This window comes from Enterobacter cloacae complex sp. 342H5, assembly GCF_050030905.1.
Classification (GTDB): domain Bacteria; phylum Pseudomonadota; class Gammaproteobacteria; order Enterobacterales; family Enterobacteriaceae; genus Enterobacter; species Enterobacter intestinihominis.
Genome location: NZ_JBLGVB010000001.1, coordinates 760,133 through 772,123, shown reverse-complemented (window position 1 = coordinate 772,123; position 11,991 = coordinate 760,133). Strand labels below are relative to the sequence as shown.

The window sequence follows — 11,991 nt, the reverse complement described above, 5'->3', positions numbered from 1 at the left end:
TGCTGTTACTCGGTTCAGAGTAGCATGTTTCAATATTATGATTCGTTACCAATTTGGAGTTTTATCATGCCGCCTCGCCGCTATAACCCCGACCACCGACGTGACGCGCTTCTGGAACGTATTAATAGTGATATCCCGGCAAGCGTTGCCCATGCCCTGAGAGAAGACCTCGGCGGTGACGTCAGCGCCGATAACGATATTACCGCCCAATTGTTGCCAAAAGAGACACGGTCGCACGCGGTAGTCATCACCCGCGAAGCGGGGGTTTTCTGCGGCAAACGCTGGGTTGAGGAGGTCTTTACCCAGCTGGCGGGCGACGAGGTGCAGGTAACATGGCACGTTGAGGACGGTGATGCGGTCACGGCAAATCAGCCACTGTTCGAGCTGGACGGCCCGTCCCGCGTCTTGCTGACCGGTGAACGCACCGCGCTCAATTTTGTGCAAACGCTCTCTGGCGTTGCCAGTGAAGTACGCCGCTACGTTGACCTGCTGGCAGGCACCCGCACGCAGCTACTGGATACCCGTAAAACCCTGCCGGGCCTGCGCACCGCGCTGAAATACGCCGTGCTCTGCGGCGGTGGCGCCAACCATCGTCTGGGGCTATCCGATGCCTTCCTGATCAAAGAGAACCACATTATTGCCTCTGGCTCGGTACGTCAGGCCGTGGAAAAAGCCTTCTGGCTGCATCCGGATGTGCCGGTCGAAGTGGAAGTGGAAACGTTGGATGAGCTGGACGAGGCCATTAAAGCGGGGGCTGACATCATCATGCTCGATAACTTCGACACGGAGCAGATGCGTGAAGCGGTCAAACGCACAAACGGCCAGGCGCAGCTTGAGGTGTCCGGCAACGTGACGTTCGACACCCTCCGCGAATTTGCTGAAACCGGCGTCGATTATATCTCCGTTGGCGCCCTGACCAAGCACGTACGTGCCCTGGACCTCTCGATGCGCTTCAAATAACTGATCTTCCCCTCTCCGCCCGGAGAGGGGAAATACGAAACCGCTCGCAATTACGCTGTCCTTCTCTGCAACACTGAATCATTTCCCTGAAAGCCCTTTCACGTTCGCGCTTTTGCCCCTCGTTTCTGCGCGCCGGTACTGCCACAGTAGCGCCACTTAACGTAAGGAGCAGATATGAACAGACAACAAGGATTTACCCTGATTGAGCTAATGGTGGTCATTGGCATTATTGCCATCCTGAGCGCGATTGGCATCCCGGCCTATCAGAACTACCTGCGAAAAGCAGCGCTCACCGATATGCTTCAAACGTTCATTCCCTACCGCACCGCTATTGAGCTTTGCGCCCTGGATCGTGGTGGTGTGGATCGCTGCGACGCAGGAACCAATGGCATCCCCTCCCCGACTACCACGCGTTACGTTTCAGCGATGAGCGTGGCGAAGGGGGTCGTATCGTTAACAGGGCAGGAAAGCCTTAACGGACTTGAAGTGCTCATGACACCGATCTGGAGCGACGGTAACGGTATGACGGGCTGGACGCGTGCCTGCAACATTGCGTCCGACACGGCGCTCAGACAAGCCTGTGAAGATGTTTTCCGCTTCGACAACAACTGACAGGAGTCGACAATGAATACCGAACAGCTTATGACGCTCTGTCAGCGCCATCACGCACTGCTACTCGCAAGCGACACCGAGATGATCAGCATTGCGGTGGTGGGTAATCCTGCCTCTGAGCTGATGGAAGCGTTACGCTTCGCCACACAGAAACGTATTGATATTGAGTGCTGGACGGCCGAACGGATGGAAAAACGGCTTCAGTCCCTCTCATCATCACACCTGCCGGGAATAGTGCCAAACTCAGCCGCTGACGTGCTCAGTACAACGTTGCAGCAGGCAGTGAACCAGCGGGCTTCTGACATCCATATTGAACCGACGGAACACGGCTACCAGATCCGTTTGCGAATCGACGGTGTTCTCTACCCGCAACCGCCGGTTTCCGCCGCCCTCGGTACGACGCTTGCCGCACGCCTGAAGGTGCTGGGCCAACTGGATATTGCGGAGCGCCGCCTGCCGCAGGACGGTCAGTTTACGGTGGAGCTGGCAAGCGTCCCCGTCTCTTTTCGTATCGCAACCCTTCCCTGTAGCGGTGGAGAAAAAATCGTGCTTCGTCTGCTTCACCAGGTGCAGCAGGCACTGGAGCTTGAACTGCTGGGGATGAGTGCAGACCAGCAGGCCCGTTTTGCCGGGGCGCTTAACAGCCCTCAGGGGTTGATTCTGGTCACCGGCCCGACCGGTAGCGGGAAAACGGTGACGCTGTACAGCGCGTTACAGGCGCGAAATACCCCTGACGTTAATATTTGCAGCGTGGAAGATCCCGTTGAAATCCCGCTTGCAGGCTTAAACCAGACGCAGATTAATCCGCGCGCGGGGCTGACCTTCCAGAGCGTGCTGCGTGCCCTGCTCAGGCAGGATCCTGACATCATTATGGTGGGTGAAATTCGTGACGGCGAAACGGCAGAAATTGCCATTAAGGCGGCGCAAACCGGGCATCTGGTGCTGTCCACCCTCCATACTAATTCGACGACTGAAACGCTGGTACGGCTGCAACAGATGGGCGTCGCGCGCTGGATGATCTCTTCGGCGCTCTCGATGGTGATTGCCCAGCGGCTGGTGCGTCGTTTATGCCCGTACTGCCGACAGGAAGCCAGCCGCCACACCGAATTACCTCGCACGCTGTGGCCCCGGCCGCTTCCTCGCTGGCAACCCACCGGTTGCGAGCGCTGCTACCACGGTTTTTATGGTCGCGTAGCCATTTTTGAAGTGCTCGTCATCGACGACACGCTGCGGCAGGCCATCGCCAGCGGAGCAAGCACGGAGGTGATTGGGTCCAGCGCACGTCAGGCGGGAATGACCTCTTTGTTTGAGCACGGCTGCATGGCCGTAGAGCAAGGGCTGACCACGCTCGAAGAGCTGTTGCGCGTCCTGGGAATGCCCGATGGCTGCTAATTCGCTCTGGCGCTGGCGTGCCCTGACCACCGAGGGGGAGGTGCAAACCGGCACCCTCTGGGCCATCGACCGTAACGCAGCTTACACGGCTCTGGTGCTTAAACAACTGCACCCGCTGGCGCTAAAACGCTGCCAGCAGCGACACCGATGGCAGGTGCAACACTGCTACGATATTTTTCGCCAGCTCGCCACGCTGCTACAGGCCGGACTCACGCTGTCCCAAAGCCTGCACATGCTGGCGGAACAGCATCCTTTGAAGCACTGGCAGGCGCTGCTGCACAGTCTTGCTGATGACCTGAGCGAAGGTTGCGCCCTGTCAGAGGCCATGAAGAAATGGCCAGAGGTGTTTAGCCCCCTTTATGTCTCGATGGTGAAGACAGGTGAGCTGACGGGTAAGCTCGAAGCCTGCTGCCGTCAGCTTGCGCAGCAACAAAAATCCCAGCAGCAGCTCAGTGCAAAGGTGAAGAAAGCGCTGCGCTATCCGCTGATCATCCTGACGCTGGCCGTTTTCGTGGTGCTGGCGATGGTCACGCTGGTGTTGCCTGAGTTTGCTGCAATCTACAAAACGTTCAACACCCCGCTCCCTTTGCTCACGCAGGCAGTCATGGGGCTGGCGGCCCTGGTTCAGGCGCATATGCTCACCCTTTTGGCCCTGCTCGTGGCAATGGTTGTCATCGCCTGTAAGCTGCGGCGGCATCCGCGCTGGCAGTACGTCCTGTTACATGTACCGGTGATGGGCACGCTGATGCGTGGGCAAAAACTGGGGCAAATTTTTACCGTGCTGTCATTAACCCAGCAGGCTGGAATTGCTTTTTTACAAGGAGTGGAGAGTGTGGAGGAAACCGTTGAGAGTGGCTATTGGCAGGAGAAACTCCGTGAGATACGCAGCGATATCGAACAGGGGATGCCCGTGTGGTCCTCCTTCCAGAAGGCCTCTGTTTTTACACCACTGTGTATTCAGCTCATTCGCACCGGAGAAGTGTCGGGTTCACTGGATGTGATGCTGATGAATCTGGCCCGCCATCATACGGAACAGACATTCCAGCAGGCAGAAAATCTGGCGGCGCTTCTTGAGCCTTTGCTACTGGTCGTGACAGGTCTGATTATTGGCACGCTGGTGGTGGCGATGTATCTGCCAATTTTCCATCTGGGGGATGCAATGAGCGCGGGGTAATGCTGGCGCACGGACGCGCGCCAGCCGTAGCCGTCAGAGGCTATTAAATACGCGGTTTTCCTGCTCCTGAACGCGGATAAACGTCGTGCGTTTAGTCAGCTCTTTCAGGCGGGAAGCCCCCACGTAGGTGCAGGCAGAACGCAGACCGCCGAGGATATCGCGCGCCGTGTTTTCGACCGGGCCACGCAGTGGCAGCTTAACGGTTTTGCCTTCCGCCGCACGGTATTTCGCGACACCCCCCACGTGACGGGTCATCGCAGATTCAGAGCTCATTCCGTAGAACAGCATGAATTTCTCACCGTTCTCTTCCACCACGGTACCACCGCTCTCTTCGTGGCCGGCCAGCATGCCGCCGAGCATCACGAAGTCCGCGCCGCCGCCGAAGGCTTTCGCCACATCGCCTGGCATGGTGCAGCCACCGTCGCTGATGATCTGGCCGCCCAGACCGTGCGCGGCGTCAGCGCATTCAATTACCGCAGACAGCTGCGGATAACCCACACCGGTTTTCACGCGCGTGGTGCAAACGGAGCCCGGGCCAATGCCCACTTTCACAATGTCGGCCCCGGAGAGGATCAGCTCTTCACACATTTCACCGGTCACCACGTTGCCCGCGATGATGGTTTTGGTTGGCCAGGCTTCACGCGCCTTGCTGACGAACTGGACGAAATGCTCGGAATAACCATTTGCCACGTCAATGCAGACAAAATTCAGCGCCGGATTGGCGTTCAGGATCTGTTTGGTTTTCTCGAAATCTGCATCAGACGTACCGGTCGAGACCATCACATGCTTCACCACGTCAGCCGAGGCGGAGGCGACAAACGCATTCCACTCCTCAGGGCTGTAGTGTTTATGTACCGCAGTAAGGATGTCGAATTGCGCCAGCGCGGTCGCCATCTCGAAGGTCCCGACGGTGTCCATGTTGGCCGCGATAATCGGCACGCCAGACCACGTCTGACCGGAATGCTTAAAGGTGAATTGACGTTCGAGTTCAACGTCTGAGCGACTTTTCAGTGTAGAGCGTTTAGGGCGGATAAGAACGTCTTTGAAACCTAACTTCAGATCTTCTTCGATACGCATGTGCGGATTCCTGGGGTTAGAGGCAAATATATTAAAAGCACAACTCCAGTGACGCTATCATACGCACTAATACCTGCTCCGCAAGACTGCGAAATTCTCTTTTTTTACGCTACAATCCTATAAATTTACCTGGTAAAAAGCGGGTAAAGAGAGCTAAACATTGGCTGTTGTAAGTTTGAATTTTAAGCAACTGATTTTAAAACTGAATAATTCCCAGGATCTGATTTAATGGGGTATATCGTCGCATTAACCGGCGGCATCGGTAGTGGTAAAAGCACCGTTGCGCACGCGTTTGCTCGTCTCGGCATCACGATTATCGACGCCGATATCATTGCCCGTCAGGTGGTAGAACCCAATACACCCGCCTTAAACGCCATCGAAGCGCATTTTGGTCGCCGTGTGATACAGGCTGACGGCACCCTGAATCGTCGGCAGCTGCGTGAGTGCATATTTTCCGATCCGGCGGAAAAAGCCTGGCTTAATGCCCTGCTCCACCCCATTATCCACCAGGAAACTCAGCGTCAGATTGCCGCAGCCAGTTCGCCCTATGTGTTGTGGGTGATCCCGTTACTGGTGGAAAATCAGCTTCAAAATAAAGCAGACAGAACGCTGGTGATTGACGTTTCCCGCGAAACGCAAATCCAGAGAACCATGGCGCGTGACCATGTTTCACGCGAGCATGCTGAACAAATTCTTGCCGCACAGGCCACGCGCGAAGCGCGCCTCGCCGTTGCGGATGATGTTATTGATAATAACGGCGCACCAGATGCCATTGCATCGGATGTTGCTCGTCTGCACGCGCAGTATCTGACCTTCGCCGCGCAGGCCGTTGCACAGGAAAAACCATAATGTCGACTCATATCCTTTTTGAGCATCCGCTTAACGAAAAAATGCGTACCTGGCTACGCATAGAATTTCTTATTCAACAACTTTCACAACATCTGCCCGTCAACGATCACGCCACCGCGCTGCATTTTTTCCGCAACGTGGGCGATCTGCTGGATGTGATTGAACGCGGCGATGTCCGCACTGAGCTGTTGAAAGAGCTGGAGCGCCAGCAGCGTAAATTACAGGCCTGGGCCGAAGTACCGGGCGTAGATAAAAGTCGAATTGACGCTTTACGCCAGCAGCTAAAAAACAGCAGCGCGACGCTGATGGCCGCGCCGCGCGTTGGACAATTTTTACGCGAGGACCGTCTGATTGCGCTGGTGCGTCAGCGTCTGAGCATACCGGGCGGTTGCTGTAGCTTTGACCTTCCAACGCTGCATATGTGGCTGCACATGCCGCAGGAACAGCGCGATCGCCAGGTAAACAGCTGGATGGGCAGTCTGGAGCCGATGAATCAAACGTTATCCCTGATCCTCGATCTTGTGCGTAACTCTGCCCCGTTCCGCAAGCAGACCAGTCTCAACGGTTTTTATCAGGATAACGGCGACGACGCCGATCTTCTGCGTTTGAATCTCTCTCTTGGCGAGCAGCTTTACCCGCAAATTTCCGGACATAAAAGCCGTTTCGCGATCCGCTTTATGCCGCTGGACAGTGAGCATGGCACCGTGCCGGAACGCCTCGATTTTGAACTGGCCTGTTGTTAAGGAGTGCCGATGTCTGACGTAACCACCGTAAACTGCCCAACCTGTGGGAAAACTGTCGTCTGGGGAGAAGTGAGTCCATTTCGCCCATTCTGCTGCAAACGCTGTCAACTTATAGACCTGGGCGAATGGGCGGCGGAAGAGAAACGCATTCCGAGCGAAGGCGATCTCTCGGATAGCGATGACTGGAGCGAAAACCAGCAGTAACATTTAAAGCCTGCTGGCGCTTCGCTTAGCAGGCCTACGGTTGTGCGACCAGCCGGAGGATCACAGGCTCATTGGCAGGCGGGAATTTTTCCGCATCGCTGGCCTGAAGCTCAATCCAGTTACCCGGCTGCCCCTCTTTTCCCCATGGCTCACCTTCCCAGTTTTCCACCAGCCAGAACCACAGCGTGATGTGCCTGTCCGGAAACTGGTACTCCAGCTTATCGAACAGCGTTGCGCCATGCGGGGTGATCCCCACCTCTTCCTGAAGCTCACGCACCAGCGCCTGCTCCGGCGTTTCACCTGATTCGATTTTTCCGCCGGGGAATTCCCATTTGTTGGCCATATGCGCATCGGCGGCACGTTGGGTAATGAAGATCTGGTTTTGCGGGTTGCGAATGATCCCGACAGCAATTTGCAGTGTTTTCATCATGTCACTTCCATAAAAAAGGCGCAGATATCTGCGCCTTTTCGTTTTGTTATGTTCTTAGCTCAGACGGCCATGGCACGCCTTGTATTTTTTGCCGGAACCACATGGGCACGGATCGTTACGACCGACTTTACGATCGCCCGTCTGCGCTGCGATTGCCGCTGCGGCTTCGCTCTCATCGGTCTGATGACTCAGCTGCTGCATCTGTGCCAGACGCTCAGCTTCTTCACGACGCTGCTGCTCCATCGCTTCCACTTCTTCCGGCATACGCACCTGAACTTTGCTCAGAGTGCTGATGACTTCATACTTCAGCGACTCCAGCATGGCAGCAAACATGGAGAAGGATTCACGCTTGTACTCCTGCTTCGGATCTTTCTGCGCATATCCACGCAGGTGGATACCCTGACGCAGGTAGTCCATCGCCGCCAGGTGCTCTTTCCACAGGGAGTCCAGGGTCTGCAACATTACGCCTTTCTCGAAGTGACGCATCATCTCAGCGCCAACCACTTCTTCCTTACGCTTATAGACGTCCAGCGCGGTTTCGTAGATACGCTCGCGCAGGGTCTCTTCGTGCAGCTCAGGCTCTTTGTCCAGCCACTCTTTGATTGGCAGTTCGAGGTCGAAGTCGTTTTTCAGACGTTCCTGCAGGCCTTCGATATCCCACATCTCTTCCAGAGACTGCGGTGGAATGTGCGCGTCGATAGTGGCTTTGAACACATCTTCGCGAATGCTGTTGATGGTTTCGCTCACGTCGGACACGTCCAGCAGTTCGTTACGCTGGGTATAGATCGCACGACGCTGGTCGTTGGCAACGTCATCATATTCCAGCAGCTGCTTACGAATATCGAAGTTGCGGCTTTCTACTTTACGCTGGGCGTTGGCAATCGCTTTGGTAACCCACGGGTGCTCGATCGCTTCGCCAGGTTTCATGCCCAGTTTACGCATCATGCCGGACACACGGTCAGAGGCGAAAATACGCATCAGCGCATCTTCCATAGACAGATAGAAACGGGAAGAACCGGCATCACCCTGACGGCCCGCACGACCGCGCAGCTGGTTATCGATACGACGAGATTCATGACGCTCGGTACCAATGATGTGCAGACCACCGGATGCCAGCACCGCGTCGTGACGCACCTGCCAGTCGGTTTTTATCTGCGCGATTTGCTCCGGGGTTGGGTTTTCCAGCTCGGCCACTTCGGCCTGCCAGCTACCGCCGAGCATAATATCGGTACCACGACCCGCCATGTTGGTAGCGATGGTTACGGCAGCCGGGTAACCCGCCTGCGCAACGATATCTGCTTCTTTAGCGTGGAACTTGGCGTTCAGCACGTTGTGCTTGATGCCCGCCTTGGTCAGCTCGTTAGACACCACTTCAGATTTCTCGATGGAGATGGTCCCCACCAGAACCGGCTGGCCCTTCGCGGTACGATCGCGAATATCTTCGATGATCGCCTGGATTTTTTCCGCTTCGGTCATGTATACCAGGTCCGGCATATCCTTACGGATCATTGGACGGTTGGTTGGTACAACCACGGTATCCAGCTTATAGATGGAGCTAAACTCAAACGCTTCGGTATCTGCGGTACCGGTCATCCCCGCCAGCTTCTCGTACAGACGGAAGTAGTTCTGGAAGGTGATAGAGGCCAGCGTCTGGTTTTCGTTCTGAATATCCACGCCTTCTTTCGCTTCCACGGCCTGGTGCAGACCATCGGACCAGCGACGTCCCTGCATGGTACGACCGGTGTGTTCATCGACGATGATGACTTCACCGTCTTTAACTATGTAGTCAACGTCGCGGGTGAACAGGGCGTGCGCGCGCAGTGCAGCCGTTACGTGATGCATCAGCATAATGTTGCTCGGGGAGTACAGAGACTCGCCCTCTTCCATAATGCCTTCAGCCACCAGCAGCTCTTCGATTTTCACCAGACCGCGTTCGGTCAGGTTGACCTGACGCGCTTTTTCATCCACGGAGAAGTGACCTTCACCCTGGAAAGTATCGGAGTCTTCTTTCTCCTGACGCAGCAGGTGAGGAATGATTTTGTCGACTTTACGGTACATCTCGGAGCTGTCTTCGGCCGGGCCGGAGATGATCAGCGGGGTACGCGCTTCATCGATCAGAATGGAGTCAACCTCATCCACCAGCGCATAGTGCAGTTTACGCTGGACGCGCTCTTCAGGGCTGAACGCCATGTTGTCACGCAGGTAGTCGAAGCCGTATTCGTTGTTGGTGCCGTAGGTGATGTCCGCGTTGTAGGCTTCACGCTTCGCAGGTGCCGGCAGGCCGGACATGTTAATGCCCACGGTCATGCCGAGGAATTCGAACAGTGGACGGTTATTTTCGGCGTCGCGCTGCGCCAGATAGTCGTTGACGGTAACAACGTGAACGCCCTTACCCGTCAGCGCATTCAGGTAAGCCGGCAGCGTTGCAGTCAGGGTTTTACCTTCACCGGTACGCATTTCCGCGATGCAGCGCTCGTTGAGCACCATCCCGCCCAGCAGCTGCACGTCGAAGTGACGCATGCCGAACACGCGTTTACTGGCCTCACGTACTACGGCAAAGGCTTCCGGGATCAGGCTTTCTAAGGTTTCGCCTTTCTCCAGACGCGCACGGAACTCCGCGGTTTTCGCTTTCAGCTCATCATCAGAGAGCTTCTCCATCGCCGGTTCCATACCGTTGATGACGTTCACAGCTTTGCGCATGCGGCGCAGGGTACGATCGTTACGACTACCAAAAACTTTGGTTAACAATTTGATTAGCATAATAAATTCTCAAACGCCCCAGTCGGGCAGATAAATTAAGGTATTGAAAAAGGTTAATTTAGCTGAGGCGTTGAGGCCCGGCACGGATGCCGTGAACCTGGCTAATCCAGGCCGAAACAGAGAAGGATGCAGGGGAAACGAAATCCGTTTGCGCCGTCTGGCTTACGGTCACTGGCGGCTGGTTGTCCTGCGTCAGAAGCGCATTGAGCGTATCGAGCAGAGCAAGGTGCTGAGCCTGGACCGGCAGCGTTTCTTCAGCAACAGGCATCGTCTGCGGCGCCATCGCGAACGACAGATGGCGAATAACCGTGCGAATCGCGTGTTGCTGCCAGTAATCAACGGAGAAATTGGGACGACGGCTGGCTTCAAGCCATGCGAGATTAGTGAAGTTAACCCGCGTGGTGAGATCGTGCTTGGTCGTCGTGGAACGTGCTGGGGTTGCCGCGTCTGCGCTGTTGCTGAGCACAGGCAAGCCGAGACTCGCCGCGACCATCCCCAATAAGAGATGCGGCCAGAAGTAACGTCTGCCAAATTGTCGCCAGCGCGTCAGTATTCCGCTCACTTGCTCCACCACGTTCGCCCGCCAGTGCAGGCTGAGTTCAGTTATTCTTTTTTAGCGCCCAGATATTACCACTAAAGCCAATACACGACAGCAGGAATGACACCTTGCAGCAGGTAAAAACGGTCATTAATGCAGCGAACACACCGTTATTTGGCACCCAACACAGGCCAGGGGTGAGAGAGACAAATCCAGAAAGGGCAGAAATAAAAACGACTGGCTTCCCTGGTCGGAGAGAGTACCAGGTGAACCAGTCGCTTTTCTTACGAAACGGCTTTAACCGTTACGCCAGGACCATAGTCGGGGCTTTGAACGCCAGCGGCAGTTCAGCTTCGTCTTCGAAGGTCACATATTCCCAGGCTTCCTGTTTTGCCAGGACGGCCTGCAACAGTTTGTTGTTCAGTGCATGACCGGATTTAAACGCGGTAAAGGCACCAATGATGTTGTGACCACACATGAAGAGGTCGCCGATCGCGTCCAGCATTTTGTGACGAACAAATTCATCTTCAAAACGCAGACCGTCTTCGTTCAGTACGCGATAATCGTCAACAACGATGGCACAATCGAAGCTGCCGCCCAGGCACAGGCCGCGGGATTGCAGATATTCGATATCACGCATAAAGCCGAAGGTACGTGCTCGGCTGATCTGACGCATGAACGCATCCGCAGAAAAGTTCATCGCATAGCGCTGGGTGCTGGAGTCAATCGCCGGATGGTTAAAATCGATGGTGAAGTCCAACGAGAAACCATTGTACGGTTTGAATTCAGCCCATTTGTCGCCATCTTCGACGCGAACGGTCTCTTTAATGCGAACAAATTTCTTCGCGCAGTTCAGTTCTTCGATGCCGGCATCCAGCAACAAATAAACGAACGGAGCAGCACTCCCGTCCATGATCGGGATTTCTGGCGCATCGACTTCAACCATAATGTTGTCGATACCCAGACCCGCCAGGGCGGCGTTCAGGTGCTCTACGGTAGAAATCCGCACGTCATGCTCGTTCACCAGACAAGTACAGAGCATAGTATCACGCACAGATTTGGCATCGGCCGGAAAATCTACCGGTGGATTCAAGTCGGTGCGACGATAGATGACCCCGGTATTGGCCGGCGCAGGGCGTAACGTCAGTGTGACTTTCTTGCCGGTATGTAAACCGACACCCGTCGCCTGAACGATACGTTTAAGTGTCCTTTGTTTGATCATCGTATAATCTCGCCAAATTAACTATCCAAC

Annotated in this window: 12 protein-coding genes; 7 read left to right on the top strand and 5 right to left on the bottom strand. The window is 55.4% G+C overall.

Going from position 1 to position 11,991, the window contains the following annotated elements:
* The first annotated feature begins 66 nt into the window (after positions 1 to 66).
* The 4 genes from nadC (at position 67) to hofC (ending at position 4,138) form a co-directional block, all read left to right on the top strand.
* The gene (gene nadC, locus ACQG03_RS03740; RefSeq protein ID WP_022647058.1) at positions 67 to 960 is read left to right on the top strand and encodes a carboxylating nicotinate-nucleotide diphosphorylase; all 894 of its coding nucleotides are present in this window, start codon (positions 67 to 69) and stop codon (positions 958 to 960) included.
* 174 nt (positions 961 to 1,134) lie between these two features.
* Positions 1,135 to 1,572: a prepilin peptidase-dependent pilin gene (gene ppdD, locus ACQG03_RS03735; protein WP_023299332.1), complete on the top strand. Its 438-nt coding sequence runs from the start codon at positions 1,135 to 1,137 to the stop codon at positions 1,570 to 1,572.
* 12 nt (positions 1,573 to 1,584) lie between these two features.
* Positions 1,585 to 2,964 (top strand): type II secretion system protein GspE, encoded by a 1,380-nt coding sequence (gene gspE, locus ACQG03_RS03730; RefSeq protein ID WP_022647056.1) that lies wholly within the window; start codon positions 1,585 to 1,587, stop codon positions 2,962 to 2,964.
* A complete protein-coding gene (gene hofC, locus ACQG03_RS03725; protein ID WP_063163131.1) occupies positions 2,954 to 4,138 on the top strand; it encodes a protein transport protein HofC in 1,185 nt (394 codons plus the stop codon). Before gspE ends, hofC begins: the two co-directional genes overlap by 11 nt.
* A 33-nt stretch (positions 4,139 to 4,171) precedes the next feature.
* On the opposite strand, the gene ACQG03_RS03720 is transcribed toward hofC, so the two are convergent.
* Positions 4,172 to 5,215, bottom strand: a complete 1,044-nt coding sequence (locus tag ACQG03_RS03720) for a GMP reductase (RefSeq protein WP_022647054.1) — start codon at positions 5,213 to 5,215, stop codon at positions 4,172 to 4,174.
* A gap of 228 nt (positions 5,216 to 5,443) precedes the next feature.
* Between ACQG03_RS03720 and coaE the strand changes: the two genes are divergently transcribed.
* From coaE to yacG, 3 genes are read left to right on the top strand one after another with little or no spacing between them, the layout of a single operon-like run.
* Positions 5,444 to 6,064, top strand: a complete 621-nt coding sequence (coaE, locus tag ACQG03_RS03715) for a dephospho-CoA kinase (RefSeq protein ID WP_022647053.1) — start codon at positions 5,444 to 5,446, stop codon at positions 6,062 to 6,064.
* Positions 6,064 to 6,807: a cell division protein ZapD gene (zapD, locus tag ACQG03_RS03710; RefSeq protein WP_022647052.1), complete on the top strand. Its 744-nt coding sequence runs from the start codon at positions 6,064 to 6,066 to the stop codon at positions 6,805 to 6,807. Before coaE ends, zapD begins: the two co-directional genes overlap by 1 nt.
* Before the next feature lie 9 nt (positions 6,808 to 6,816).
* Positions 6,817 to 7,011: a DNA gyrase inhibitor YacG gene (gene yacG, locus ACQG03_RS03705; protein WP_003856332.1), complete on the top strand. Its 195-nt coding sequence runs from the start codon at positions 6,817 to 6,819 to the stop codon at positions 7,009 to 7,011.
* 34 nt (positions 7,012 to 7,045) lie between these two features.
* Here yacG and mutT read toward each other — a convergent pair whose 3' ends face one another.
* The 4 genes from mutT to lpxC form a co-directional block, all read right to left on the bottom strand.
* Complete coding sequence (gene mutT, locus ACQG03_RS03700) at positions 7,046 to 7,438, bottom strand: 8-oxo-dGTP diphosphatase MutT (protein ID WP_032625594.1); 393 nt, start codon at positions 7,436 to 7,438, stop codon at positions 7,046 to 7,048.
* A 57-nt stretch (positions 7,439 to 7,495) separates the two neighbouring features.
* Complete coding sequence (gene secA / locus ACQG03_RS03695) at positions 7,496 to 10,201, bottom strand: preprotein translocase subunit SecA (protein WP_045622469.1); 2,706 nt, start codon at positions 10,199 to 10,201, stop codon at positions 7,496 to 7,498.
* Positions 10,202 to 10,259: 58 nt separating this feature from the next.
* On the bottom strand, positions 10,260 to 10,763 hold the full coding sequence (gene secM, locus ACQG03_RS03690) for a secA translation cis-regulator SecM (RefSeq protein WP_074148358.1): 504 nt from the start codon (positions 10,761 to 10,763) through the stop codon (positions 10,260 to 10,262).
* Positions 10,764 to 11,043: 280 nt separating this feature from the next.
* Positions 11,044 to 11,961 carry a UDP-3-O-acyl-N-acetylglucosamine deacetylase gene (lpxC, locus tag ACQG03_RS03685; protein WP_003856337.1) on the bottom strand — a complete coding sequence of 306 codons (918 nt, stop codon included), beginning with the start codon at positions 11,959 to 11,961 and terminating at the stop codon, positions 11,044 to 11,046.
* Positions 11,962 to 11,991: the final 30 nt, after the last annotated feature.